This is a genomic window from Ruegeria sp. D4 (assembly GCF_056534475.1).
In genome coordinates, this window is record NZ_JBQFPJ010000004.1 from 1 (window position 1) to 25,606 (window position 25,606).

Genomic DNA, 25,606 nt, shown 5'->3' on the forward strand with positions numbered 1-25,606 from the left:
AACCGCGTCGACAACGCATACGGCGACAGAAACCTCATCTGCACATGCCCTCCAATGTCAGAATACGAAGAAGCCGCTGAGTGAAAGATAATACCCCGCCAGCAAAATGGCGGGGTTTTTCGCCAATCGGAAACCTGCGTTCCAATTTGTGCCATTTTCAGATGTCGTTTTCACCCAATGAAGCGTCTTTTCTGCTTGCTGCGGGTGCAAACTGACCATACCTCTGTCCGTGGGACACCCCTCCCCAACGAGGGGCGTGTATCTGGAAGGGTAATACAGATGACTATCGAACAACCGGCGCCGCGCGACGCCGTGCGCAAACCCGAACTGCGGCCGGCGAACCCGCGTTTTTCTTCGGGCCCCTGCGCCAAACCCCCTACATTCGAACTGAACAAGCTGGCCGATGCCGCACTCGGTCGGTCGCACCGGGCCGCTGTCGGCAAGGACAAGCTCAAGGCGGCCATTGAAGGCACGCGCGAAATTCTGGGTATTCCGGCCGACTACAAGATCGGCATTGTTCCCGCTTCGGACACCGGCGCGGTTGAGATGGCGCTCTGGTCGCTGCTGGGCGAACGCAAGGTCGAGATGCTGGCGTGGGAGAGCTTTGGCGCGGGTTGGGTGACCGATGTGGTCAAGCAGCTGAAGATCGACGCCGAGGTCAAGACTGCGGATTACGGTCAGATTGTTGATCTGGCGACGGCCGATTTTGCCAATGATGTGGTGTTCACTTGGAACGGCACGACTTCGGGTGTGCGGGTTCCGAATGGCGACTGGATTGCTGATGACCGTCAGGGCCTGACGATCTGCGACGCGACTTCGGCAGCTTTCGCGATGGACCTGCCGTGGGACAAGCTGGATGTGACCACCTTCAGCTGGCAGAAAGTGCTGGGCGGTGAGGCGGCGCACGGTATGCTGATCCTGAGCCCTCGCGCTGTGGAGCGGCTGGAAAACTACACGCCGGCCTGGCCTCTGCCCAAGATTTTCCGCCTGACCAAGGGTGGCAAGCTGATCGAGGGCATCTTTACCGGCGCCACGATCAACACGCCGTCGATGCTGGCGGTCGAGGATTACCTGTTCGCGCTGGACTGGGCGCGCTCGGTCGGCGGGTTGCAGGGGCTGATGGCCCGTGCGGATGCCAATGCCGGTGCGGTGCACGCGTTCTGCAAACAGAATGACTGGATTGCCAATCTGGCCGAGGATGCGGCGACGCAGTCGAATACTTCGGTCTGTCTGAAGTTCACCGACGCGCGCATTCAGGACGGAGCGGGTTTCGCCAAGGCCGTGGCCAAGCGGCTTGAAGCCGAGAATATCGCGCTGGACATCGGGGCCTATCGCGACGCGCCTGCGGGCCTGCGCATCTGGTGCGGCGGCACGGTTGAAACCTCGGATATCGAGGCGATGCTGCCTTGGCTGGCGTGGGCCTTCGAGGCTGAAATCGTGGCGCAATCTGAAGCCGCCTGATCTTATTCACCGGGCCATATCCGGCCCGGACATCCAATACAATTCAAGGACCAGAGAATATGGCTCCCAAAGTACTCGTCTCTGACAAACTCAGCGAAACCGCCGTGCAGATCTTCCGTGATCGCGGCATCGACGTGGATTTCATGCCTGACCTGGGCAAGGACAAAGACAAACTGGCCGAGGTGATTGGCCAATATGACGGTCTTGCCATCCGGTCGGCCACCAAGGTCACACCGACAATTCTGGAGAAGGCGGACAAGCTGAAAGTCATCGGCCGCGCCGGGATCGGGACCGACAATATCGACAAGGAAGCGGCCTCGAAAAAGGGCGTGATCGTGATGAACACGCCTTTCGGCAACATGATCACCACCGCAGAACATGCGATTGCGATGATGTTCGCCGTGGCACGGCAAATTCCCGAGGCCAGCACCTCGACCCATGCGGGCAAGTGGGAAAAGTCCAAGTTCATGGGGATCGAGCTGACCAACAAGACCCTGGGCGTAATCGGTGCGGGCAATATCGGCGGCATCGTCTGCGAGCGCGCGCATGGGTTGAAAATGAAGGTCATCGCTTATGACCCCTATCTGAGCGAGGAAAAAGCCGACGCGATAGGAGTCGAAAAGGTCGACCTGGATCAGCTGCTGGCCCGCGCGGATTTCATTACTCTGCACGTGCCGCTGACCGACCAGACACGCAATATCCTGAGCCGCGAGAATCTGGCCAAGACCAAGAAGGGGGTACGCATCATCAACTGTGCCCGAGGTGGTCTGGTCGACGAAGAGGCGCTGGCCGAAATGCTGCAGTCGGGTCACGTCGCCGGGGCCGCGTTCGATGTGTTCAGTGCCGAGCCTGCGAAAGACAATCCATTGTTCAACCTGCCCAACGTGGTCTGCACACCGCACCTTGGGGCGGCGACGACAGAGGCTCAGGAAAACGTCGCGCTTCAGGTGGCCGAGCAGATCTCGAACTACCTGCTGACAGGTGCGGTCGAGAACGCGCTGAACATGCCCAGCGTCACCGCCGAAGAGGCCAAGATCATGGGACCGTGGATCAAGCTGGCGGGTCATTTGGGCAGCTTCATTGGCCAGATGACGGATGAACCGATCAAAGCGATCAACATCCTTTACGATGGTGTCGCGGCGGAAATGAACCTGGCGGCGCTGAACTGTTCGGTGATCGCTGGGATCATGAAGAAGTTCAACCCTGAGGTGAACATGGTGTCGGCACCTGTGGTTGCCAAAGAGCGTGGTATCAAGATCTCGACCACCAATCAGGACAAATCGGGTGCTTTTGACGGGTATATCAAGGTGACTGTCGTCACGGAAAAGCGCGAACGCTCGATCGGCGGAACCGTGTTCAGCGACGGCAAGCCGCGATTTATCCAGATCAAGGGCATCAATATCGATGCCGAGATCGGGTCGCACATGCTCTATACCACCAACGAGGACGTTCCGGGCATCATCGGTACGCTAGGACAGACCATGGGAGAGCATGGTGTGAACATCGCGAACTTTACGCTCGGCCGGTCCGAAGCTGGCGGCGAGGCGATCGCCTTGCTCTATGTTGACGAACCCGTCCCGGCCGAGGCACGGGCCAAACTGGCGGAGACCGGATTGTTCACGCAGATCAAGCCGCTGGAATTTGATGTGGCCTGAAGCCTGTTGAGAATCTGAGACGCTCGGATACCCGCAGGTGCATCCTTGCGGGTATCGGCTTTATGAAAGTCGTCAATTGCGCCAGAACGTTCCCTGTGGTCGTCACCGGAGGATACCAATGACAATGCCAGTTTACGCAGTCGGCGATCTGCATGGGCAAGTGGCCGAGTTTGAACGGGCGATGCAACTGGTCGAGCGCGATGGCGGGCCGGATGCGCGCATCGTGTTTCTGGGGGACTATGTCGATCGCGGCCGGGACAGTCGGGGTGTGATCGAAAGGCTCATTGCGGGCCGCGGTGAAGGCCGGGACTGGATCACGCTGCTGGGCAATCACGATCGCATGTTTGCCTGGTTCATGGAGGATGTTCCCCGCCACGACCCCCATCTGCTGGTCGGGTACCACTGGCTGCACGAGCGCCTTGGCGGTATCGAGACCTTGCGCAGCTACGGAGTGGAGTTCGAGGATCGCATCCGGCTTGAAGACCTGCACGCAATGGCCCGTGCGGCGGTTCCGAAGTCGCATGTGAATTTCCTGCGTGGTCTTCTTGCCATGTACCAGACCCAACAGGTTGCTTTCGTGCATGCCGGCGTCCGCCCCGGCGTGTCGCTGAGCGATCAGAACGAAAACGATCTGGTCTGGATCAGACAGGCCTTTCATGCGCACAAGAAGGCGTATTCAAAGCTGATTGTGCATGGCCACACACCGGTAGACAGGGCGACCCATTACGGAAACCGGGTCAATCTGGACAGCGGCGCGGGCTATGGAAAAAGCGTGAGTGTCGCGGTGTTCGAAGGTCGAAGATGCTGGTTGCTGACGGATCAGGGACGCGTGGAACTTAAGGCACCTGTCGGGTGACGGGCGGGCACGACCTGACCCAGCGGGGCGTGTTTTCGCAACGGCCTCTGGCCAAAATACTGTACCCGCGATTCTTCGCAGGTGAGCTTGCAGGAGATCGAATATGTACATTGCCACTCTGCTGACCAGCCCCGAGACACGGACGCTGGACCTGGCTTTGGTCGAGTCGTTGCGAAATGCCTGGGGCGGTGGCGATATTCTGTGGCTCAGCCCGGATGAGGCGGCGGAATTCCCGCTGTCAGAGATGCCCGGAAATCGCTGGGACGTCTGGGCGGATTTGCAGCAGATGGGGGTTGATCTGATCGTGCAGCCGGCGGAAGGACGGCGCAAAAGGATGCTGCTGGCGGACATGGACAGCACCATGATCCAGCAGGAGTGCATTGACGAACTGGCGGATGAGGCGGGTGTCGGCGAACGGGTCAAGGATATCACGGCTCGGGCCATGAACGGCGAACTGGATTTCGAAGGCGCGCTGACGGAACGGGTCGACCTTCTGAAAGGTCTTGATGTCGGCGTCATCGAGAAAGTTCTGGATGAGCGCATTACGCTGATGCCCGGTGGTAAGACCTTGTTGGGCACGATGCGGACAAATGGCGGTTATGCAGCGCTGGTCTCTGGCGGGTTCACCGCCTTCACCGCACGGGTCTCTGAGCTGTTGGGCTTTGACGAAAACCGGGCCAATACGCTGCTGTTCGAAAACGGCAAGCTGACCGGAAAAGTCCAGCACCCCATCCTGGGGCGTCAGGCCAAGATTGAAGCCCTGGAGCAGGTCACCAGCCGCCTGGGCCTGGCCGAGGCCGATGTTATTGCGGTGGGCGACGGGGCCAACGATCTGGGCATGCTGAGCCGCGCCGGAACCGGCGTCGCGCTGCACGCCAAACCGTCGGTCGCTGAGCAGTGCGAGGTTCGCGTCAACCATGGTGATCTGACGGCGCTGCTTTACCTGCAGGGCTATACCCGCGCGGAATTCGTCACGATCTGATCGAGGCTTCCCTTTATTTAACACATGTGTTAATTATTGGTCATGAACACGCTTCTGACCGCTTTTTCTGCCCTGTCCGACGCCACCCGCTTTTCGATCGTTGAACAACTGATGGAGAAAGGTGAGCTGCCCGCCGGTGATCTGATTGAAGGCCGGGGCATGTCCGGTGCCGCGATCTCTCGTCATCTCAAGGTTCTGCGGGAAGCCGGACTGGTGCGGCAACGGGTGAACGGCACTCAACGGATTTACTCAATCCAGCCCGATGGCCTGCGCGCGATTGCGGAATGGACCATTTCCAAGCGGCAGTTCTGGGAGGCCAGCCTCGACCGTTTGGGCGACATACTTGAACAGGAGAATTCATGGCCGACCTGAAACTCGAACGGGAATTTCCCGTCAGCCCCGAAACCCTGTTTGCCTGGATCAGCGACGGCGCAAAGCTGTTGCGATGGTGGGGGCCGGAAGGCGTACACGTGCCCGAGCATGATCTGGACTTTTCACGAACCGGACCATGGTTCTCGGTCATGCAGAACGATGAGGGCAAACAGTTCAAGGTGTCCGGTCACGTGACCCATGTTGATCCGCCGAAGTCGGTTGGCTTCACCTGGGCCTGGCATGACGATCAGGACAAGCGCGGAGCGGAAAGCCACGTGACCTTTTCCGTTGCAGCGACGCAAACCGGGGCGCGACTGACCGTGGATCACCGCGAGCTCGCGGATGCCGAGGCAGCGGCCAATCACGAGATGGGCTGGACTTCGTCCCTGCGCAAATTGCAGGCCCAGTGCACGTAGGTTTTCAAAAAGGGAGGAGCGATATGCCCCAATATTTGTTTGTCTATCACGGGGGGACAACCCCAACCGACCCCGCCGAGATTGAGGCGACCATGGCCGCATGGGGTGCCTGGTTTCAGGGCATGGGCGATTCGCTGGATATCCCCGGCAACCCGGTGGGTCAGTCCTATACGGTCAGCAACAATGGCGTTGCCGATAATGGCGGCGCCAACCCCGCCTCGGGGTTCACCGTCGTTCGGGCCGACAGCATCGATGCCGCGACCGAAATGGCCAAAGGCTGTCCAATGGTCGTCAATGGCTCGGGCTCGGTCGAAGTGGCCGAGGTGCATGAGATCGAGATGTAGCGGGCTTAGCCGGGAAACCCCGGTGCAGGTCTGATCACGCCGCATTCCAGCCCACGGCGGCTGTATTGAATGGCGTTCATGAACTTGCGGGTGGCCGGGTGATCGGCCTCCAGCACACCGAGGCTGACCAGAATAGCAGCGATAGCGCACTCACTGGCGCGGGTTGTGCCATCAGTGATTTTCAGCGCAACGCCCATTCGTTTCTCGGGGATGATGGCGACAAACACCGCCTCGGCCCCGGTTTTGATTGCAGCGCGACCATTCATGGCGCGCATCAGTTCGGTACAGGCCCGGGTTTCCCCGGCAACCAGCTCAGGATGCGCGAGCATGGCTTCGGTCAGTTGGCGCGCGGCATCGCTGGCCCGGCCAGATCGGTCCGCCGCCGAGGCGAACCAGGCCATCGACCGCGCCAGACCCGAAAGTGTTGTCGCGAAATTTGGGGCGGAACACCCATCAATTCCATAGGTCGGGCTGGTTTCACCTGTGGTTTCTTCAAAGGCCGCCAGGCAGGCCTGCTGAACCGGGTGATCGATTTCAAGATATTCCGGCCCGGCGCCCATATGCTGCGCCACCGAAAGGAACCCGCAATGTTTGCCCGAGCAGTTGTTGTGGATCTGGCAGGGCGTATCATCGGCCAGGATCAACCCATCCCGCGCGGCCATGTCCTGCGGCTCTTGCGGGCCGCAGCGCAGGTCAGGCTCGGCCAGACCTAGATGATCCAACCACGTCGACACACGATCAGTGTGAGTCGCGGCACCGCTATGTGACGCGCAGGCCAACGCCAGATGTTCGCTGTTCAACCCGTATCTGGCTGAAGCACCCGAGGTGAGCAGCGGCAGAGCCTGGATCATCTTGGCCGACGACCGCGGATAGATAACCGCCTGCGGATCGCCCCAGCTTTTTACGATCTGGCCACTGTCGTCACAGATCACTGCATGGCCCAGATGCAGGCTTTCCAGCAGCGAGCCGCGCCACAGTTCTGTCATTGCCACGGGCTGCGTCATGTTATCCTCCGAAATTATGCGCAAATTTCTGCCAATCGCCCTTTCGCCTGTGGCGAAACCTGCGTTAGTGTGTGTATGTCGGCAATTATCGGAATGCGCAACATACGAGAGACGGACCATAAGGGTTCGCGGGCGCGTCCGATCGGTTTGGGGTATGGGTCGGGCTAGGAGGCTGGACAAATGGGATCAAGACTAGTCCGCGCAGTTGCGGGCTTGTGCATGGCCGGGATGGCAACAACCGCAACGGCCCAACAGGCAAGCAGCACCAACAGGGTTGCGGCAAAAACCGACTGGAGCGTTTTTGTCGAAAGCGATCCGACGGAATGCTGGAGCGTTTCTGCGCCAAGGGAAACGGTCAACACACGCGGTGGCCGAGTGGTTTCGGTGCGCCGCAGCGATATTCTGCTGTTTGTGTTCTTCCGCCCCAATGCCGAGGTTAAAGGGCAGGTCACGTTTACCGGCGGCTATCCCTTTGCGCCTGGATCGACGGTCAATCTGAATGTCGACGGGACCGAGTTTGAACTGATCACCGAGGGCGAATGGGCCTGGCCAGCAACTGAAGGCGAAGACCTTAAGGTGGTTGCAGCAATGAAGCGCGGCACCGAAGCAGTTCTGACGGCGCGCTCAGAACGCGGAACTCAGACCAAAGACACGTTCTCGCTGCTGGGGTTCACCGCAGCGATCGAAGACGCCGAGAAGCGCTGCACCAACTAAGCGCTCATTTCAAGTTCATGCGGCCCCGTCATCCGGCGGGGCTTTTTCGTGAAAAGGCGCAATGCAGTCTTTTCCTTGACGCAACGTTCGATCCTGAACTTGATCCGCATCAAGGCAGGCTACCCGCTTTTTCTGAACTAATCGGTTCAGGAATTCAGAAGGAACCTGCCAATGCTGAACAAATCACTTGCCGCGCTGATGATGGCCGCGATGTTGCTGAGCGCGTGTGAAAAGACCGCCGAAACATACCCTGTGACCGGTGAACAATGTGGCCCGGAAGATCCCGTACAAACCCTGGACGCTGCGGATTGCAATATCCTTCCCCCGGGCGTTTGACGTATTCGCCTGATCTGAAACCCTGAAAGCGAAATGTACTTGTTTCGGTCGCATCGACTTGGTCTTTGCGACCGAACTGCGATTGGGACGCCGGAAAACACGTGCTACTGTGACCTGATGTAAGGGTTCACATGTGGAAACGATGATGCGTTACGTCTTGATCGCACTGCTATTCTCATCCGCAGCGTTGGCCGACCCCAGCCTGGAATGCTCTGACGCGGGTTCGCAGGTTGAGATCGGGTCTTGCGTCGGGAAAATGGAAGAACGCGTAAACATGGCAGTGAAGGCCAGTTACGATTTTGCCATGCAGACAGCAGCAGAGTTGGATGAGGTTACAGGCCGCATGGCCGCGCAACCCGCACTTGAGGCCGCACAAAAAGCTTGGACCACGTATCGCGATACGCAGTGTGACGCCGTAGGTGCGTCGTATGGCGGCGGGTCTGGAACCGGGATTGCCATCACGTCCTGCCGCATTGATCTGGGTCGGGCGCGCGTGGACGAATTGCTGCGCATGGCAAATTAAGTCGCACGATTCCTTTTGATCTTTGCGTGCAATCCTATATAGAGGCGCATCCCAAGCCAGAATTCTTCGAGATAACCACATGTCGCCCAAAGCGCCGATCACTCAGGATGTCATGACCATCCCCCGCAAATTGCCCGAGGGGAAGGTGAACCTTGTCGGTCTGACCCGTGACCGCTTGCGCGAGGTTCTGATCGAACACGGGACGCCGGAAAAGCAGGCCAAGATGCGCACCGGCCAGATCTGGCAGTGGATCTATCAGTGGGGCGTGCGCGACTTTGCCGAGATGACAAATCTGGCCAAAGCCTATCGCGCGCAACTGGCCGAGCATTTCGTCATAGAGGTTCCCGAGGTTGTGACCCGTCAGGTGTCCGAAGACGGCACCCGCAAGTACCTGTGTCGCATCGCCGGCGGGCATGAGGTCGAAGTGGTCTATATCCCCGAAGAAGACCGGGGGACACTGTGCATCTCGTCTCAGGTCGGCTGCACGCTGACCTGTTCGTTCTGTCATACGGGCACTCAGAAACTTGTGCGAAACCTGACGGCGGCCGAGATTGTAGGTCAGATTATGATGGCCCGCGACGACCTTGAGGAATGGCCCGTCCCCGGCGCGCCCAAGGACGAAACCCGTCTGCTGTCAAACATCGTTCTGATGGGCATGGGCGAGCCGCTGTATAACTTCGACAACGTCCGCGATGCGATGAAGATTGCCATGGACCCTGAAGGGATTTCCCTGTCGCGCCGCCGCATCACGTTGTCCACATCCGGCGTGGTGCCGGAAATTGCACGGACTGCCGAAGAAATCGGGTGTCTGCTTGCGATCTCTTTCCACGCGACCACGGATGAAACGCGCGATGTGCTGGTGCCGATCAACAAGCGCTGGAACATCGAAGAGTTGCTGCAGGCGCTGGCCAGCTATCCAAACGCGTCGAACTCGGAACGGATCACGTTCGAATACGTAATGCTGGATGGCGTGAACGACAGTGACGAAGACGCGCACCGCCTGATCGACCACATCAAGCGCCATAACATTCCGGCAAAGATCAACCTGATCCCGTTCAACGAATGGCCCGGCGCGCCGTACAAGCGCAGCTCGAACAACCGCATTCGGGCCTTTGCCAACATCATCTATCAGGCCGGATACGCCTCACCCATCCGCAAGACGCGGGGTGAGGACATCATGGCGGCCTGTGGGCAGCTGAAATCGGCGACCGAACGCGCGCGGAAGTCCCGTAAGCAGATCGAGGCCGAGGCCGGTCTGGGAACCTGACCCTGACCCTTGCAACCCTGCCGGTCGCGAGAATTAATGTTCCCGCGCCTGTTCTTTATATGCGCGATTTGTTATGTTTCATCTTGTCGGCGCCCGGGGGGTTCACGCGTGTGCACAAGGCGGTGAAAGCCATGGACCGGTTGTGGCAGGTTTTTTTGCGCCTGTTATTATCGAATCTGACGCAGGTGCGCTGAAACAAGGCAAGCCTTTTTCAACTCAGGTGGGTCATCCAGTATGATTGCACGTTACCAGATTCAGCTTTTGAAACCCCTCGTTTTCCTGATCATGGCAACGGCCCTGCCGTCCTTCTCTGCGGCTCAGTCCAGTGATGAAGACGCGCATCTGGCCATCGAGAACCCGGCGGATTTGTCGAAAAAGGATGCGCGCAAGTTCTATAAGTCCCTGCAAAAGCGTCTGGCGCGCGGGTACGCGGCTGCGCAGATGGATTTGATCCGGAACTATCAAAGCTGGCCGCTGTTCAACGATGCGCCTTATATCTCGGCCACACACGGTCAGCGCTACGTGAACAGTTACGCCAATCGCATGGCGCATAATTACGGAACCCTGCAAGAGGGCGAAGAGTTGCCGATGGGGTCTGTTCTGGCCAAAGACAGCATGACGGTGACCGATACCGGCAATCTGCACCCGGGTGCCATGTTCGTAATGGAAAAGCTGGCCAAAGGCGCCAGCCCTGAAACCGGTGACTGGCGCTATATCATGGTTATGCCGGACGGATCGCTCTTTGGGGACACGATGGGCGCTCGGTCAGAAGCTGTTTCCTATTGTCACGACTGCCACGAGGTCGTGGCGGATCGGGATTACACGTTTTTCGTGCCGGAAGACTACCTTGTGAACAACTGATCGCAGATTATCTGCGACCAAACCGGGCCGACCCGATGACCTCGATCAGGGTTTGGCGCACCGGTTCGGGCTGGGTATCGACGGCATTCAGAACCTCGCGCAGTTCGGCGCGCAGACAATGCATCTGGTCGATCAGGGAAATCATCATCGACAGCGCGTCGGGCTCCATCTCGTATTGATCATGCAGTTCGCAGGCCAGTTCCAGACGGGCGACGTCGATGCTTTGGTAGACAAGCCCTTGCTCCGTTTGTTCGGGGATCACAATTTCGGCGGCCAGATAAACGGACAGCCGGTCCGGGGTCAGGCGGGCAATAGTTGCGAGCACTTCGTCTTCGGTCAGGTGTCGGGTCATGACGGTATCCCTTCGCGAGGATCGTAGCGATGCGTTTCACGCCAGGTTTCCATGAAGGCCCTGAGGTCATCATCGACCTTGTCCGGCAGGGTCACGATCAGTTCGATCAGCTGATCCCCGCGCTCGGACGCACCCCGCTTTTTGACACCCTTGCCGCGCAGGCGCAGGGTCTTGCCGCTGCTGGTCCCCGCCGGGACGCTGACGTTCACGCCACCGTCTATGGTGGGGGCGGGAACCTTGCCGCCCAGAATCGCCTCGTCGATCGAGATCGGCAGAGTGATGTGGATGTCGTCGCCCTGCCGGTCAAAGACCGGATGCTTGGCGACCGAGATGGTGACAAGCGCATCGCCCGCAGGCCCCTGTCCATATCCGGGCGCACCCTTGCCGCGCAGCCGGATGGTCTGACCATCGGTGATGCCAGCGGGGATTTTGACCTCGATTCGATCACCATCGGGCAGGGTTAACTTCTGACTGGCCCCGAACACCGCGTCCAGAAAGCTGACCTGAAGCGAATAGTTCAGGTTGTGACCGGGCGCGTGAAATTCATGGCTGCGGTGCCGGCCGCGCCCGCCACGCCCACGCATGAACTCGGCAAAGATGTCGGACATATCCTCGGGGTCGCCATAAGACGCACCTGAACGATAGGGATTTCCTGCCGCCTCGGCATAGTCGCGGTAATATTGCTGCTGCGGTCTCTCCTGACCCGATGCATCAATTTCGCCATTGTCATAGCGCGCCCGCGTTTCGGGGTCTTTCAGCAGATCATAGGCTGCTGCGGCAGCTTTGAACTTTGCCTCGGCTTTGGCGTCACCCGGTTTCAGGTCCGGGTGGCAATCCTTGGCAATGCGCCGGTAGGCTTTCTTGATATCAGCGGCGCTTGCGTCTTTCTGGACGCCAAGGACCGAATATGGATCGTCGCTCATCTCACTCTCGCGGGTCACGTCTGATCGTTGGGCATGTTTTTTATCATGCGATTTCAATGCCCCGATTGGAAGAGGCTTTTGAAACCGCTCGCAAATTCCCGCAGGTCTGATAACATATGCATATTTCAGCTTGTTTTCTGACGGAGCCCCCATGACACGCAGAATTAAATCCGCACTGGCCCTTCTGGCGGGGAATGCCATCGGGTTGTTGATCGCCTCACTTCTGTTGTCCGGTTTCGCGATCCGGCCAATCTCGTTCATTGTCGTGGTGATCGTATTCACCCTTGTTCAGGTCGTGGCCGAACCGCTGATCCTGAAGCTGGGAGAGAAGAAAGCGCCCGCGCTGAAAGGCGGGATTGCGCTGATCGTGTCCTTTGTAGGCCTTTTGGTAACTGATCTGGTGACGACGGGCCTGACCGTCGGCGGCATCTCCAATCTGCTGGCTGCAACTTTGCTGGTCTGGTTGGGGGCTTTGATCGCCAGCGTGGTGCTGCCGATCTACGTGTTCACAGAACTGCGTGAGCCCAAGAAGTAATCACAGCGCGTTCAGGCTTGCCTCGATGGCCTGCCACAGTTCCTCCACCGGCTCGCATCCGACCGACAGGCGGATGAAGGCAGGATCGACGGCGTCGCCCCACCGTGCGCGACGCTCGGCCGAACTGTGGATGCCTCCGAACGAGGTGGCCGGGCGCAGCAATGGGCAGGCGTTGATGAAGGATTCGGCGTTGGCCTCGCTGTCCAGTGTCAGAGACAGCAGAAAGCCGAACCGCGCTGTTTGGGCATGTGCCAGTGCATATGACGGATCATCGGGCAGACCGAGGTAACGGACTTTTTTCACGGCCGGGTGCGCCGCTAGCCGTTCTGCCAGAACCTGTGCCGACGCGCACATGCGGTCGAACCGCACGTCCAGCGTTTCCAGCCCGCGGTGCAACAGCCATGCCTCATGAGGTCCGGGGATCGAGCCGGAGATCTTCCGCCATTCCTCGACCCGCTCCATGATCTTGGCGTCGCGGCTGGCCACATGGCCCATCAGCATGTCGGAATGCCCACCCATCGCCTTGGTGTCCGAAGACACGACGACGTCGATGCCCAGATCCAGCGGGCGCTGGCCCAATGGTGTCAGGGTCGTATTGTCGGCAATGGTCAGCCCCCCGGCGGTGCGCACATGTCCGGCTACGGCTGCCAGATTGATCATGTCCAGTCCGGGGTTCGAAGGGCTTTCGACAAAGACCACATCGAACCCGTCAAAGCCGCCTTCGGCAAAGGCGGTGGTGGGACGTTCCTCGATCTTCACGCCAAGGCGTGAGAGGAACCTGTCCGCCAGCAGGCGCGTGACGTAATATCCGTCCGATGGGATCAGCAGGCGCGATCCGGCTTGCACGGTCGCAAACAACGCCGCTGATATTGCCGCCATGCCGGACGGAAAGCTGAGGCAGGGCGCGTCTTCCAGATGTGCCAGCACGTTCTCAAGATGTACCCATGTTGGATTGTCGACGCGTCCGTAGGTCGCGTGACCATCCGGCGGGCCCGGCAAGTGGAACATGCTGCTTTGCGTCAGCGGCAGCGCCACCGGCTCGCCCATTTTCAGGGCATTCCCGCGCAGGTGAAGCATTTCTCCGGTCTTTGGCGCCGTCATCCGTCAGCGCCCCGGGATTTCGTCGCGGGGCGGGGCGGGTTCCCAGTTTTCGATGATCCCGACCGCCTCTTGTGCCGTGTCGACGAAACGGAAAAGGTCCAGGTCTTCGTCCGAAATGGTGCCAGCGTCCGCCAAAGCTTCCCAGTTGATGACCTTTTCCCAGAATGCGCGGCCAAACAGCAAGAAGGGGACGCGTTCCATACGACCGGTCTGGATCAGGGTCAGCGACTCGAACAGTTCATCCATCGTGCCGAAGCCGCCGGGGAAGATGGTGATGGCGCGGGCGCGCATCAGGAAATGCATCTTGCGGATCGCGAAATAGTGGAAATTGAAGCTCAGGTCCGGTGTCACGTAAAGGTTTGGTGCCTGTTCGTGCGGCAGCACGATGTTCAGACCGATCGAGTAACCTTCGGCATCCTGTGCACCGCGGTTTCCGGCCTCCATCACGCCGGGACCGCCGCCGGTGACGATCACGTTTTCACGGCAGCCGGTTTCCTTCGACTTCAGGGTCATCAGCCGGGCAAATTCCCGCGCTTCGTCGTAATACTGCGACAGACCGGCCAGCGTTTCGGTCCGGGCGGTGTGCTTTTGTGACGGTTCGGGAATGCGGGCCCCTCCGAACATCACGATGGTCGAGGTGATCTCGCGCTCGGTCATGATCATCTCGGGTTTCAGCAATTCCAGTTGCAGGCGCACCGGTCGCAGTTCTTCCCGGCACATGAAGTCCTCGTCGGCAAAGGCCAGACGATAGGCGGGCGACCGTGTCTGTGGCGTGTCCGGCACCTCGCTTGCGGTCGACCGGTCGGTCTGCGCGTCGCGGAAGGGGCTGAGTCGGTCTTCTCTCATGGGTGAACGATCCCTGCTTGCGTGTTTTTCAAACAGCTATAGGGTTCGCGGACAGAGTGCCAGCCACGGAAAGACAAGAATGAACTGGAAGAGTGAAATATCGGCGGCGCGGGATCGCATTGCCGGCTATGCACAGGTCACGCCGGTGATGGAAAGCCGCATTCCGGGGTTTCCGGTTGAAATGAAGCTGGAGCATTTGCAGCACACCGGCAGTTTCAAGGCACGCGGGGCCTTCAACACGCTGCTCAGCCTGGATGTGCCCGAGGCGGGCGTTGTTGCGGCATCAGGCGGCAACCACGGTGCGGCGGCGGCCTATGCGGCGCAGTCGCTGGGCCACCCGGCCAAGATTTTTGTGCCGGAACTGGCGGGGCCGTCCAAAATTGCGCTGATCGAGCAGACCGGCGCCGACCTGAGCGTTGTTCCCGGCGAATACGCCAATGCGCTGACCCAGGCCCGTTCTCATGAAGAAGAAACCGGGGCAATGCAGATCCATGCTTACGACGCACCGGCGACGGTGGCCGGGCAGGGCACCTGTTTCGCCGAGTGGGAGGCGCAGGGCTTGCAGGCGGATACCGTTCTTGTCGCGGTCGGTGGCGGCGGTCTGATTGCCGGGGCTTTGGCCTGGTTTCAGGGTGCGCGCAAAGTTGTGGCGGTCGAACCGGAAACCTCCTGCGCGCTGCACGCCGCGTTGCAGGCCGGGGAACCGGTGGATGTGTCCGTATCAGGGGTTGCGGCAAACGCATTAGGCGCGAGGCGGATCGGATCGATCTGTTTCGATCTGGCACGCGGCATGTCATCGGTTCTGGTCCCGGATGCGGCCATCACCAAGGCGCAGCGCGCATTGTGGCAGGCCCATAGGCTTCTGGTGGAACCGGCGGGGGCAACGGCTTTGGCGGCCTTGATGTCGGGTGCCTATCGGCCGGAACCGGGCGAGAAAGTGGCCGTTCTGATTTGCGGCGGCAATATTGCCCCGGACCCGTTCGCGGGCTGAATTATCTGCTTGTGGAAGGCGGGCTTCATTTTTATCTACAATCTATGACCGCGACCATTGCCGATACGATCTATCAGAAACTCAGCCAGCAAATCGTCACCGGCGACCTGATCGCCGGTGAAAAACTGCGTCAGGACCATATCGCCCGCGCATTCGAGACCAGCCATGTTCCGGTGCGCGAAGCTCTGCTGAGGCTGGAGGCGCATGGGCTGGCCAAAAGCGAGCCGCGGCGGGGGATGCGGGTCACTGCGCTGGACCCATCCGAAGTGCGCGAGGTCATCGAAATGCGCGTGGCGCTGGAATCGCTGGCGATGCAGCACGCGGTTCAGAACCTGACGCCAGCCGCCTTGCGGAAAATTGACGAAGCACGGCTGGCCTGCGACGCGGCCCGGACCATGCCGGAGTGGGAGGCGGGAAACCGTGCTTTTCACCGGGCCATCCTGACACCCTGCGGGTTGCCGCGCCTGCTTCACACGATTGACGATCTGCATATCGCCAGCGCGCGCCATCTGTTTGCCTATTGGCGTCCCCGGTGGAAGCAACGCGCAGACACTGATCACGCCGCCATCGTGCGCGCGATGAAAGGCAGGGACGCTGCCGCCGCTGTCTCGATACTGGTTCGGCACATACGCCGGGCCAGCTGACAAAAGCCGCGAAAGGCTGCGGATAATCACCCGGGCGATGGTCTTTGTCCCACGAGTGACGCAAAACCGCCCGCCTACGCCGCATTGCGCCCTGTGTGTGGCTTGCTTATAGGCAAAAACAACGTGAACAGATTCAGCAGGGAGTGATCTCATGTCCAATGCGCAACTGGAAGCCGCAATCGAAGCCGCCTGGGAGGTTCGCGACACGATCTCGCCCGCCAGCACCGGCGAGCAGAGAGAGGCGATTGAGGAAACACTGAACGCGCTGGACAGCGGATCGCTGCGCGTTGCCGAGAAGCTGGAAAGTGGCGATTGGCACGTGAACCAGTGGGCCAAAAAGGCAGTTCTGCTGGGCTTTCGCATCAAGGACATGGAAATCCACGCTGGCGGACCGCAGGCCGGTGGCTGGTGGGACAAGGTCGACAGCAAGTTTGCCGGTTGGGGTGAGAGCCAGTGGCGCGCCGCCGGCTTCCGCGCCGTGCCCAACTGTGTTGTCCGCAAATCAGCCTATATCGCACCGGGTGCGGTTCTGATGCCGTCCTTTGTGAACCTTGGCGCCTATGTTGACGAAGGTACCATGGTCGACACCTGGGCCACCGTCGGATCCTGCGCGCAGATCGGCAAGAACGTGCACCTGTCAGGTGGCGTCGGCATCGGCGGGGTACTTGAACCCATGCAGGCTGGTCCGACCATCATCGAAGACAACTGCTTTATCGGTGCCCGCTCGGAAGTGGTCGAAGGCTGCATCATCCGCGAAGGTTCGGTTCTGGGGATGGGTGTTTTCATCGGTAAATCCACAAAGATCGTGGATCGCGAAACCGGCGAGGTCATGTATGGCGAGGTTCCGCCCTATTCGGTGGTCGTTGCGGGTTCGATGCCGTCGAAGAACAATATCAGCCTCTATTGCGCCGTAATCGTGAAGCGTGTGGACGAAAGAACCCGTTCGAAAACCAGCATCAACGAGCTGCTGCGCGACTGAAGATATCGTACAGAGTTGAAAGGCCGGTGCGGGACAGCACCGGCCTTTTTTATTGAACTTTCCCGAAGGATTTTGATCCTGAGCTTTCAAAGCTCTGATCAATCGGCTTTTCGGGTAATACCAACCGTGTTTGGTTAGCGATCTTCGCCCGGCCGTTCTACGTCATTCTCGGTTGACCCTTCGTCATCTCCCGAATTGCCTTCGGTGTCTCCATCGTCTTCGGTGTCGCTGCCGCCTTCATCACCGCCCGAGTTGCCATCGGTTTCACCACCGCCTTCGGTCTCGCCACCGCCTTCGGTCTCGCCACCGCCTTCGGTTTCACCACCGCCTTCGGTTTCACCACCGCCTTCGGTCTCGCCACCGCCTTCGGTCTCGCCACCGCCCTCGGTCTCGCCACCGCCTTCGGTTTCGCCACCGCCCTCGGTTTCACCACCACCCTCAGTCTCGCCTTCGCCTTCCTGGGCATAAGCGGAGGTTGCGACAAAGCCGGTCAAAACAGCCGCCGCCGGGGTCATTGACAATACAAGAACACTTGCAGTGGTAGTCAGCAGTTTGGACAAAATGCTCATTTGATTCCCCTTTTGATGAAATTTCGGATGCAGTGCCGTCATTCTAGGGACGGGGGTGCTGGCTTCGTAACGGCTTGACCCTGTCTCATTCTGATAGGCCATTACCCGCGTGACTCAGCGCGGGTTGTTGGCAGTTTGATGCTCAATACAACCAGGTAGAGACTCGCCAATGAGCGCGACACTTTTCAGGTGTGGATTCGATTCGCCCTGCCAGTGAACTGCTCCAAAGTACCAAGGACGGTTTCAAGCTTTCTGACTGGCCGGGCAATGTCGCACAGACAGAACTAGTGACGCTCGATGAGGTGTAGCGCTGTGGCTCGTTGGCCTGCGATGGTCCAGTCGAACAGGCCTCCGGTCTTGCGGCTTTTGCGCGATCTGAACTTTTGCTGGCAAGGCCGCCGCAGGTTGCGACGGGTGAAAATCCACGCGCACCAAACCCGCCCTAGTTCAAGGGCGGGCCGGGTCCGCTATGAAATCCTGTGTCTTTGGGGTCAGCCCATCATCTGATAACTGACGGGGACAAACCGGAACCCTTCACCCCGGGTTTCGACATATCCCGCTGCGGGAAATGGCATGTGATAACCGATCATCGGCACCTTGTCGGCGGCCAGAAGCCCAAGCACATTGCGCCGTGCCGCGGTGGCTGCCGCCTTGTCCATGTCGAACCGGACTTCCCATTCCGGATGGGCGAACGACCAAACATAGTGGTTTGCCAGATCCGCAGTCAGGATCAGACGCCGGCCGTTGCTTTCCAGATGATAGACCGTATGGCCGGGCGTGTGGCCAAAGGCAGACATGGCCGTGATGCCGGACGCAACATCGCCGCCGTCTTCGACAAAGGTCATCTTGTCCGCCAGTGGCGTCACCTTGGCCGCAACCAGATCGCCGACCCGGTTTCCTGCCTCCTGCGCGGCCCAGAAATCGTATTCGTTCGAGGCGGTCACATAGCGTGCATTCGGAAAGGTCGGTGCGTCACTGTTTGTCATGCCGCCGATGTGATCGGGGTGCATGTGGGTGATGACCACCACGTCGATCTGATCGGGTGTCACACCGGCATCGGCCAGTGCCGCCTGAATCCCGCCTTTTCCGAGGCCTGTGTCGAACAGCACCATTTCGGACCCGGTATTGACCAGCGTTGGCGTGAAGAAGAACTGGGCCATGTCGTCTGGAATAAAGTTCTCGGCGGAAACCCTCGCGAATTCCTCGTCCGATGCACCGCCGCCGAAAATTTCCTTGGCGCCGTCGCGCGGCAGACTGCCATCCAGCAATGTTGTAACAGTGAAATCACCAAGCGCGAACGATCTGGCGGTTGTCGGGTTTGCGCCGGTTTCAGCATCATTGGCCAGAACCGGAGCTGCAGCCGACGCAAATGGCATTGCTGCGGCAGCGCCGAGCGCTGCTCTTCTTGTCAAATTGATGGTCACTATGTTTCTCCCTGTCAGGACACCAGTCTTGGAACTAGCCCGCTGTGGGTCATTTCCCATATCTTACCCGCCTGACATGGGCTGCATGGATAAACATTACGTGTTAATTTTTGCTCATGTCCCGATCCGAAAACAAAACACAGCCGACAGGGCAGCCGGTCGACGGGTTTTTGTCATCCGTCCTGCCTCCGCGAAAGGGCGACGAGGCGCGTGTGCTGGATGCGCTGTTTCGCGAAGCAACCGGATTTGAACCGATGATGTGGGGACCGTCGATCATCGGGTATGGCCGCTATCACTATCGCTACAAATCCGGGCGCGAAGGAGACTTTCTGGCAACCGGGTTTTCCCCGCGCAAGGCGGCGCATTCCATCTACATCATGCCCGGTTATGCTGATTTCGGTGACATCCTGTCCCGGCTGGGAAAACACAAACTTGGGAAATCCTGTCTTTACGTGAACAAGCTGGCGGATATCGATCCTTCGGTTCTGTCCGAGCTGATCGTCGCGGGGCTTGAAGATCTGGGCCGACATTGGCAAGTCGAGCCGACCTGAGCCTTTCCTGGCGCGCTCAATCTTGCCCGGGGCCTCATTCGCTTGCTGGACAAAACGCCCCTCATGTGACAAGAGCCGCGCCAACAGGAGATATCCATGACCACCACCCGCTTCGCCCCGTCGCCCACCGGTTACATACACGTGGGCAACCTGCGCACTGCCCTGATGAACTATCTGATTGCCCGCAAAAACGGGGGTACGTTCATCCTGCGCATCGACGACACCGATCCTGAGCGGTCGAAGGAAGAATATGTCGATGCCATCAAGCAGGACCTTGAATGGCTGGGCCTGCACTGGGATCGGGTCGAGCGTCAGTCCGAGCGTCTGGACCGTTATGCCGAGGCCGCCGACAAGCTGCGCGAGATGGGGCGGTTCTACGAGGCTTTCGAGACGCCGACCGAACTGGACCTGAAGCGTAAGAAGCAACTGAACATGGGCAAACCGCCGGTCTATGACCGCGCCGCGCTGAACCTCAGCGAGGCCGAGAAAGACGCGCTGCGCGCCGAACGTGGCAACGGGGTCTGGCGCTTCAAGCTGGATCACGAGCGGATCGAGTGGACCGACGGTATTCTGGGCGACATCTCGATCGATGCAGCCTCGGTTTCCGATCCGGTGCTGATCCGTGGTGACGGTCAGGTTCTTTATACGATCGCTTCCGTTGTGGATGACACTGAGATGGGCGTGACCGACGTGGTCCGCGGCTCGGACCATGTAACCAACACGGCGACCCAGATTCAGATCATCAGGGCACTGGGCGGCACCTGCCCGCGCTTTGCCCACCATTCTTTGCTGACCGGTCCGCAGGGCGAGGCGCTGTCAAAACGTCTGGGCACGTTGGCGCTGCGGGATCTGCGTGAACAGGGCGTGCAGCCGATGGCCTTGCTGAGCCTGATGGCACGTCTGGGATCGTCCGACCCGGTCGAACTGCGCGCGGATATGGCCGAATTGATTGACGGGTTCGACGTAAGCCGCTTTGGTGCCGCGCCCACCAAGTTTGACGTGCAGGACCTGTTCCCGCTGACCGCGAAGTATTTGCAATCACTGCCGCTTGCCGATGTGGCTGATGCTGTTGCCGATGCCGGTGTTCCGGCAGATCTGGCCGAGCCGTTCTGGGCCATGGCGCGCGAGAACATCACCACGCTGGGCGATTTGAAAGCCTGGTGGGAGCTGTGCCGCGTAGGCGCGGAACCACTGATCGCCGATGAGGATTGCGCGTTCATCGTTGAGGCGATGGCGCTGCTGCCGGAGGGCCCGTTTGACGGCGAAACCTGGGGTAAATGGACCAGCGCCGTGAAAGAAGCGACCGGCCGCAAGGGCAAAGGTCTGTTCATGCCGTTGCGCAAGGCGCTGACGGGGATGGAACGCGGGCCCGAGATGGCGGCCCTGTTGCCCCTGTTGCAGGTGATCCGCGCGCGGGGGTGATGAAACGCGCCTTGCGGCGCGTGCCTTCGGCGAGAGTATTTTGAAAAAGATGAAGAGGGCTGGTTGAATCCGGCCCCTTTTTTATGCGTTTTGAACGATGTTTGCCGAGATACTGCGCAGGCGGTCGTCGACGAAGTCTGTTTCGTCGGTGCGGAGCTGTTGATGGCGCGGATAGCGGGGTTCGGAGCGGTCATTCAGGATCGGTGCATCCCACCCGTCCGTGGTGGCGAAGAAACGATCTGCTCCGTCCAGACCGAAAGCGCGCAGATAACCCTGCACCACCACGTCGATATAGCTGAGCAGCAGCGGATGTTTGTTGCTTGGCGCATTGTGCCGATCCTGCGGAACGGCATAGACGGCGATTTCAACTTCATGCGCCAGGGGGTGGGTCACTGATTGCGTCGCAGTCACGCGATCGTAGGCCCATTCGCGCTGATCCAGCGCTGCCCGGTCGTTCTTTGGAACATGCGCGATCATGCCTTCGATTTCGGCATCGGGGTCAGGTACGGCTGTCAGAAACGCCACCTCGCGCAGGTCGGTATGTCGCCATGCGCGCCGCCAGCCCTTCAGCCGGGCCGGATGCGGATCGGGAAAGTCATGGGTGGCCAGATTGACCAGGCTGCCATAACCGAAGAAATACGGGTCTTTCATGCGCTGTGCCGTCCTGGATCTCGATTGATGTATGTCAAACCGCTTTTTTGCGGAACATGCAATAAGACTGCATCTTGATATTTGGGAGGCCTGTGATGCGGATTACCAAACGGACGAATATTGCAGTGCGCCTGCTGATGTATTGCGCGGCGCATCAGGATCGGCTGGTGACAAAGGCCGAGATTGCCGAAGTGTGCAACATCTCGGAAAACCATCTGGCGCAGGTGATCAACCAGCTCAGCCAGCTGAACTATCTGAACACGCAACGCGGGCGCAACGGCGGCATGATGCTGGCCCGTCCGGCGGAACAGATCCGGATCGGATCGGTGTTTCGCCATGTGGAAGGCAATCTGCCGATTACGGAGTGCTTTGCCGATGCGGACAACACGTGCCCGCTGACCGATGCCTGTCGATTGCGGTTGGCCCTGCGCGATGCAGCCGAAGTGTTTTATGCGTCGCTGGATGAAATCACACTGGACGCGCTGGTCTGTGATAATGATCGCTTGTTGCAGATTTTGCAGCCGGTGGCCTGTGTTCGCTGAGACCTAACCGGCGGCGCGCAGGATGCGCGCCGGTCTGACAGCCAGAGGGCGCAGGGCAAAGACCAGGCCGGCTCCTGTGGTCACGGCGATTCCGGCCAGAACGATGGCAAGCGCGGATGGCCAGATGATCGTGAAGCCGGTGTCAAAAATGAACGTTGCCACGGCCCAACCGCCGGTGATGCCGGCCAGCAGGGCCACGCCTCCGGCTGCCGTGCCAAGAAGTACGGCGCGCAATGCAAAGCTGAGAAGAATGCGGCGGCGGCCAGCCCCGAGCGTTTTCAGGATCGCGGCCTCGTAGCGGCGCGCGGGCTCTCCGGCGGCGGCCGCGCCGATCAGCACGAGAAACCCGGTCAGCAGTGACACCCCGGCCCCGTAAGACGTGGCGGATGCCAACCCGGCTAGCAGGCCGGAAACCCGGTCGATCGCGTCCCGCACACGGATTGCGGTGATGTTGGGAAATTGCCCTGCGAGATCGCGTAGTATGGCGGCCTCGGCCTGTTCTTCGGCATAGACCGTTGCGATGAAACTGTGCGGTGCCCCGGCCAGCGCGCCGGGGTTCATGGACATGACAAACCCCATTCCGGCGGTTGAGAAGTCAACCTCACGCAGAGAGGTCAGCCGGGCCGTGATGTCCCGGCCGAGAATGTTAACCGTCAACTCATCGCCCAGCTTGAGACCCATCTCAGCAGCTTCTTCCGCGGCAAAACTGACCTGCGGCGCGCCGGAATAGTCATCTGACCACCATTCCCCTTTGGTGATGCGCGCGTTCTTGGGGGGACGTTCGGAATAGGTGATACCCCGGTCTCCGTCCAGCACCCAGTGATCGCCAGCCACCTCGCGTGCAGGCTGTCCGTTGATCCCGGTTATGATTCCGCGCAGCATTGGCGCACTTTCGATGCGGCTGACCGCCGGGTCGGTTTCCAGCCGTTCCATGAACCCGGGCATCTGGTCTTTCTGGATGTCGACAAAGAAGTAAGACGGCGCCACGTCCGGCAGATTGCCCGAGATTGCGTTGCGCAATGTTCCGTCAATCTGCCCGACGGCCGCCAGCACCGACAGCCCCAACCCAAGCGACAGCACGACGGGACCAGCACCTTCGCGCGGGTCAGAGATGGCCGACAGGGCCCAGCGCAAGGCGGGCCGCCCGCGTGTCGCCGAGGCGCCGGCTCGGGCAACCCGTCTTATGATCCACGCGGTTGCGGCCAGCAAAGCCATCGCTCCGGCCAGGCCGCCGCTGGTCCACAGGGTCAGGCGGGCGGAGCCGCTGAACCATGCGGCGGCTGAGATCAGGAGAGCAAGGCCCACTGCGGTGGCGATCACGTAAGCAGGACGGGGAAAGAACCGCGCCGATGTCAGGGCGTCGCGAAACAAGGTTGCGGCGCGGACCTCTTCGGTTCGGGCCAGCGGCCAGAGAGTGGACAGGAACGCCGTCAGAACGCCGTAGAGGGCAGCCTCGGCCAATGGCTGGGGATAGATCGAGAATACAGCGGGAACAGGCAACCGGCTTTCGATCAGCGATGAAAGCACCAGGGGGGCAGCGCCGCCCAGGGCTAGGCCCAGCGCGATGCCGATGACAGACAAAATGCCGATCTGGAACATGTATGTCTGAAAAATCGTGGCACGGTCGGCACCAAGGGTGCGCAATGTGGCAACCGTTTCCGTCTTTTGTGACAGGTACGCCCGCACCGCTGCCGAGATGCCGATGCCGCCTACGGCCAGACCCGACAGACCTACAAGCACCAGAAAGGCGCTGAGCCTTGCGACGAACTCAGCGATGCCAGGGGCACCGTTGCGAGCATCTGTCCAGCGCATGCCGGTGCCGTCAAAGGCTTCTTTTGCTTCGGTCGACAGGGTGGCAAGATCTGCGGCGGGCGGCAGGTCCAGCCGGTATTTCGTGGAGAACAGCGTGCCGGGTTCCAGCAAACCCGATTTGCTCAGGTCTTGAGTGCGCACCAAGGTACGCGGCCCCAATCCGAATCCGTCAGCGGCCCCGTCCGGCTCGAACATCAGCGCGGCCATTACGACAAACTCCTGCGTCCCGAGCGTGACGGTGTCCCCTGCCTCCAGGTTCAGCCGATCCATCAGGGCGGGGTCCATCACCGCTCCGGGCAGATCGTCCTGACCGTTCAACGCAACTGGCAGGGGCATCGCGGGCTCCAGCGTGACAGAGCCAAGCAATGGGTAGGCGTCATCGACCGCCTTCACCTGTGTCAACGCGCGATCCGGACCGTCATCCTGTTGCGTGACAGCCATGGACCGGAAGTCGACGATTTCGGATACCTGTCGGGCTGACGCGTTCATCCAACGACGTTCTTCGTCGCTGGCATAGCGGTAGGTGAATTCCAGCTGCGCGTCCCCGCCCAAAAGGGCGGCGCCCTCTTGGGCCAAGCCAGCCTGAATCGCATGCCGGACTGAACCCACAGCGGCAATCGCGGCGACACCCAGCGCAAGGCAGGCCAGAAACACGCGAAATCCCTGCAATCCGCCGCGCAGTTCACGGCGCGCCAACCGTCCGGCCAGCCGCAGGCTCATTCAGCGGCCTCCTGTTGGGCATCCCCGGCAATGCGGCCATCCCGCAAGCGCACGACTCGGTCGCATTTCCGGGCCAGTGCGTGGCTGTGCGTTACCAGAACAAGGGTGGCACCGTGTTTGTCCCGCAACCCGAACAACAGCTCGACAATGGCGGCGCCATTGCTTTCGTCCAGATTGCCGGTCGGTTCATCCGCCAGCAGGATCTGAGGCCGGGGGGCCGATGCGCGGGCAAGGGCAACGCGCTGCTGTTCCCCGCCCGACAACTGCGCCGGGTAGTGATTGCGCCGGTGCGACAGTCCAACGGCTTCAAGCTCGGCCTCGGCGCGGGTGAACGCATCCTTGTGACCAGCCAGTTCCAGTGGCGTGGCGACGTTTTCAAGCGCGGTCATTGTCGGGATCAGGTGAAAGTTCTGAAACACAACACCCATGTAGTCGCGCCTGAAACGCGCCAAAGTATCTTCGTCCAGCCCTGTCAGATCGCGCCCAAGCGCCGAGACGGTCCCACGGGTCGCCTGTTCAAGCCCACCCATCAGCATCAGAAGTGAGGATTTGCCTGACCCGGACGGTCCGACCAGGCCTATCGTTTCACCCTGCCGCACAGTCAGGTTGATACCATGCAGGATATTCACCCGACCGGCATTGCCATCCAGCGACAATGAGGCATCTTGGAGCGTAAGAACTGGTGACGTCATCAGTCTTTCCGAAAAGGAGCGGTCATTTGGGATATGGAGCGGTTGGGACCTTGCGCAAGAC

At 60.1% G+C, this 25,606-nt stretch carries 30 protein-coding genes; 19 read left to right on the forward strand and 11 right to left on the reverse strand.

The genetic code is table 11. The features are described from left to right. Positions 1 to 57 precede the first annotated feature (57 nt). On the reverse strand, positions 58 to 219 hold the full coding sequence (locus ACR0MI_RS07555; RefSeq protein WP_170614122.1) for a hypothetical protein: 162 nt from the start codon (positions 217 to 219) through the stop codon (positions 58 to 60). A 60-nt stretch (positions 220 to 279) separates the two neighbouring features. Between ACR0MI_RS07555 and ACR0MI_RS07560 the strand changes: the two genes are divergently transcribed. The 7 genes from ACR0MI_RS07560 (at position 280) to ACR0MI_RS07590 (ending at position 6,086) form a co-directional block, all read left to right on the forward strand. Further along, positions 280 to 1,461, forward strand: a complete 1,182-nt coding sequence (locus tag ACR0MI_RS07560; RefSeq protein ID WP_170614135.1) for a phosphoserine transaminase — start codon at positions 280 to 282, stop codon at positions 1,459 to 1,461. Positions 1,462 to 1,520: 59 nt separating this feature from the next. Beyond that, positions 1,521 to 3,116 (forward strand): phosphoglycerate dehydrogenase, encoded by a 1,596-nt coding sequence (serA, locus tag ACR0MI_RS07565; protein WP_170614136.1) that lies wholly within the window; start codon positions 1,521 to 1,523, stop codon positions 3,114 to 3,116. A 118-nt stretch (positions 3,117 to 3,234) separates the two neighbouring features. After that, positions 3,235 to 3,972 (forward strand): metallophosphoesterase, encoded by a 738-nt coding sequence (locus tag ACR0MI_RS07570; RefSeq protein WP_170614137.1) that lies wholly within the window; start codon positions 3,235 to 3,237, stop codon positions 3,970 to 3,972. A 103-nt stretch (positions 3,973 to 4,075) separates the two neighbouring features. After that, positions 4,076 to 4,954 carry a phosphoserine phosphatase SerB gene (gene serB / locus ACR0MI_RS07575; protein WP_170614138.1) on the forward strand — a complete coding sequence of 293 codons (879 nt, stop codon included), beginning with the start codon at positions 4,076 to 4,078 and terminating at the stop codon, positions 4,952 to 4,954. 42 nt (positions 4,955 to 4,996) lie between these two features. After that, positions 4,997 to 5,326 (forward strand): ArsR/SmtB family transcription factor, encoded by a 330-nt coding sequence (locus ACR0MI_RS07580; protein WP_170614139.1) that lies wholly within the window; start codon positions 4,997 to 4,999, stop codon positions 5,324 to 5,326. Continuing rightward, a complete protein-coding gene (locus ACR0MI_RS07585) occupies positions 5,314 to 5,742 on the forward strand; it encodes an SRPBCC family protein (RefSeq protein ID WP_170614140.1) in 429 nt (142 codons plus the stop codon). Before ACR0MI_RS07580 ends, ACR0MI_RS07585 begins: the two co-directional genes overlap by 13 nt. Before the next feature lie 23 nt (positions 5,743 to 5,765). Beyond that, positions 5,766 to 6,086, forward strand: a complete 321-nt coding sequence (locus tag ACR0MI_RS07590) for a YciI family protein (RefSeq protein WP_170619302.1) — start codon at positions 5,766 to 5,768, stop codon at positions 6,084 to 6,086. A 5-nt stretch (positions 6,087 to 6,091) separates the two neighbouring features. On the opposite strand, the gene ACR0MI_RS07595 is transcribed toward ACR0MI_RS07590, so the two are convergent. Then, the gene (locus ACR0MI_RS07595) at positions 6,092 to 7,090 is read right to left on the reverse strand and encodes an asparaginase (protein WP_170614142.1); all 999 of its coding nucleotides are present in this window, start codon (positions 7,088 to 7,090) and stop codon (positions 6,092 to 6,094) included. A 180-nt stretch (positions 7,091 to 7,270) separates the two neighbouring features. On the opposite strand from ACR0MI_RS07595, the gene ACR0MI_RS07600 reads away from it, so the two are divergent. The 5 genes from ACR0MI_RS07600 to ACR0MI_RS07620 all read left to right on the forward strand — a co-directional run bounded on the left by ACR0MI_RS07600 (position 7,271) and on the right by ACR0MI_RS07620 (position 10,791). Then, positions 7,271 to 7,804, forward strand: coding sequence for an invasion associated locus B family protein (locus tag ACR0MI_RS07600; RefSeq protein WP_170614143.1), 534 nt, complete (start codon positions 7,271 to 7,273; stop codon positions 7,802 to 7,804). A gap of 171 nt (positions 7,805 to 7,975) precedes the next feature. Further along, entirely contained in the window at positions 7,976 to 8,140 is a 165-nt protein-coding gene (locus ACR0MI_RS07605) for a hypothetical protein (protein WP_170614144.1), read from the forward strand. Between the two features lie 145 nt (positions 8,141 to 8,285). Then, the gene (locus tag ACR0MI_RS07610; RefSeq protein ID WP_170614444.1) at positions 8,286 to 8,663 is read left to right on the forward strand and encodes a lysozyme inhibitor LprI family protein; all 378 of its coding nucleotides are present in this window, start codon (positions 8,286 to 8,288) and stop codon (positions 8,661 to 8,663) included. Between the two features lie 79 nt (positions 8,664 to 8,742). Further along, positions 8,743 to 9,930 carry a dual-specificity RNA methyltransferase RlmN gene (rlmN, locus tag ACR0MI_RS07615; RefSeq protein ID WP_170614145.1) on the forward strand — a complete coding sequence of 396 codons (1,188 nt, stop codon included), beginning with the start codon at positions 8,743 to 8,745 and terminating at the stop codon, positions 9,928 to 9,930. A 234-nt stretch (positions 9,931 to 10,164) separates the two neighbouring features. Beyond that, positions 10,165 to 10,791 (forward strand): cytochrome P460 family protein, encoded by a 627-nt coding sequence (locus tag ACR0MI_RS07620; RefSeq protein WP_170614146.1) that lies wholly within the window; start codon positions 10,165 to 10,167, stop codon positions 10,789 to 10,791. 7 nt (positions 10,792 to 10,798) lie between these two features. Here the strand turns inward: ACR0MI_RS07620 and ACR0MI_RS07625 are convergent, their stop codons facing one another. Both ACR0MI_RS07625 and ACR0MI_RS07630 read right to left on the reverse strand, forming a co-directional pair. Next, positions 10,799 to 11,143 carry a hypothetical protein gene (locus tag ACR0MI_RS07625; RefSeq protein WP_170614147.1) on the reverse strand — a complete coding sequence of 115 codons (345 nt, stop codon included), beginning with the start codon at positions 11,141 to 11,143 and terminating at the stop codon, positions 10,799 to 10,801. After that, complete coding sequence (locus ACR0MI_RS07630; RefSeq protein WP_170619301.1) at positions 11,140 to 12,066, reverse strand: DnaJ C-terminal domain-containing protein; 927 nt, start codon at positions 12,064 to 12,066, stop codon at positions 11,140 to 11,142. Before ACR0MI_RS07630 ends, ACR0MI_RS07625 begins: the two co-directional genes overlap by 4 nt. A gap of 151 nt (positions 12,067 to 12,217) precedes the next feature. Here ACR0MI_RS07630 and ACR0MI_RS07635 point away from each other — a divergent pair, with 151 nt between their 5' ends. Beyond that, positions 12,218 to 12,601, forward strand: a complete 384-nt coding sequence (locus tag ACR0MI_RS07635) for an aromatic acid exporter family protein (RefSeq protein ID WP_170614149.1) — start codon at positions 12,218 to 12,220, stop codon at positions 12,599 to 12,601. On the opposite strand, the gene ACR0MI_RS07640 is transcribed toward ACR0MI_RS07635, so the two are convergent. Then, positions 12,602 to 13,702 (reverse strand): cystathionine gamma-lyase, encoded by a 1,101-nt coding sequence (locus tag ACR0MI_RS07640; RefSeq protein WP_170816976.1) that lies wholly within the window; start codon positions 13,700 to 13,702, stop codon positions 12,602 to 12,604. 3 nt (positions 13,703 to 13,705) lie between these two features. Then, positions 13,706 to 14,548, reverse strand: a complete 843-nt coding sequence (locus tag ACR0MI_RS07645) for an LOG family protein (protein ID WP_170614151.1) — start codon at positions 14,546 to 14,548, stop codon at positions 13,706 to 13,708. 79 nt (positions 14,549 to 14,627) lie between these two features. Here ACR0MI_RS07645 and ACR0MI_RS07650 point away from each other — a divergent pair, with 79 nt between their 5' ends. From ACR0MI_RS07650 to dapD, 3 genes are all read left to right on the forward strand, one after another. Then, positions 14,628 to 15,539 carry a threonine/serine dehydratase gene (locus tag ACR0MI_RS07650; RefSeq protein ID WP_170614152.1) on the forward strand — a complete coding sequence of 304 codons (912 nt, stop codon included), beginning with the start codon at positions 14,628 to 14,630 and terminating at the stop codon, positions 15,537 to 15,539. A 44-nt stretch (positions 15,540 to 15,583) separates the two neighbouring features. After that, a complete protein-coding gene (locus tag ACR0MI_RS07655) occupies positions 15,584 to 16,183 on the forward strand; it encodes a GntR family transcriptional regulator (protein WP_170614153.1) in 600 nt (199 codons plus the stop codon). A gap of 151 nt (positions 16,184 to 16,334) precedes the next feature. Continuing rightward, on the forward strand, positions 16,335 to 17,162 hold the full coding sequence (gene dapD, locus ACR0MI_RS07660; RefSeq protein WP_170619300.1) for a 2,3,4,5-tetrahydropyridine-2,6-dicarboxylate N-succinyltransferase: 828 nt from the start codon (positions 16,335 to 16,337) through the stop codon (positions 17,160 to 17,162). Between the two features lie 134 nt (positions 17,163 to 17,296). Here dapD and ACR0MI_RS07665 read toward each other — a convergent pair whose 3' ends face one another. Continuing rightward, positions 17,297 to 17,731: a hypothetical protein gene (locus ACR0MI_RS07665; protein WP_480440789.1), complete on the reverse strand. Its 435-nt coding sequence runs from the start codon at positions 17,729 to 17,731 to the stop codon at positions 17,297 to 17,299. Positions 17,732 to 18,222: 491 nt separating this feature from the next. Continuing rightward, positions 18,223 to 19,155, reverse strand: coding sequence for an MBL fold metallo-hydrolase (locus ACR0MI_RS07670; protein ID WP_170614155.1), 933 nt, complete (start codon positions 19,153 to 19,155; stop codon positions 18,223 to 18,225). A gap of 116 nt (positions 19,156 to 19,271) precedes the next feature. Between ACR0MI_RS07670 and ACR0MI_RS07675 the strand changes: the two genes are divergently transcribed. Beyond that, complete coding sequence (locus tag ACR0MI_RS07675) at positions 19,272 to 19,706, forward strand: DUF1801 domain-containing protein (protein WP_170614156.1); 435 nt, start codon at positions 19,272 to 19,274, stop codon at positions 19,704 to 19,706. Positions 19,707 to 19,802: 96 nt separating this feature from the next. Continuing rightward, positions 19,803 to 21,128: a glutamate--tRNA ligase gene (gene gltX, locus ACR0MI_RS07680; RefSeq protein WP_170614157.1), complete on the forward strand. Its 1,326-nt coding sequence runs from the start codon at positions 19,803 to 19,805 to the stop codon at positions 21,126 to 21,128. Positions 21,129 to 21,209: 81 nt separating this feature from the next. On the opposite strand, the gene ACR0MI_RS07685 is transcribed toward gltX, so the two are convergent. Beyond that, positions 21,210 to 21,779, reverse strand: a complete 570-nt coding sequence (locus tag ACR0MI_RS07685) for a gamma-glutamylcyclotransferase family protein (protein WP_480854048.1) — start codon at positions 21,777 to 21,779, stop codon at positions 21,210 to 21,212. A gap of 95 nt (positions 21,780 to 21,874) precedes the next feature. Here ACR0MI_RS07685 and ACR0MI_RS07690 point away from each other — a divergent pair, with 95 nt between their 5' ends. Further along, on the forward strand, positions 21,875 to 22,321 hold the full coding sequence (locus tag ACR0MI_RS07690; protein WP_170614159.1) for an RrF2 family transcriptional regulator: 447 nt from the start codon (positions 21,875 to 21,877) through the stop codon (positions 22,319 to 22,321). Positions 22,322 to 22,324: 3 nt separating this feature from the next. Here the strand turns inward: ACR0MI_RS07690 and ACR0MI_RS07695 are convergent, their stop codons facing one another. Then, positions 22,325 to 24,853: an FtsX-like permease family protein gene (locus ACR0MI_RS07695; RefSeq protein ID WP_170614160.1), complete on the reverse strand. Its 2,529-nt coding sequence runs from the start codon at positions 24,851 to 24,853 to the stop codon at positions 22,325 to 22,327. Next, positions 24,850 to 25,545 (reverse strand): ABC transporter ATP-binding protein, encoded by a 696-nt coding sequence (locus tag ACR0MI_RS07700; protein ID WP_170619298.1) that lies wholly within the window; start codon positions 25,543 to 25,545, stop codon positions 24,850 to 24,852. The genes ACR0MI_RS07695 and ACR0MI_RS07700 overlap by 4 nt, the downstream gene beginning before the upstream one ends. Positions 25,546 to 25,606: the final 61 nt, after the last annotated feature.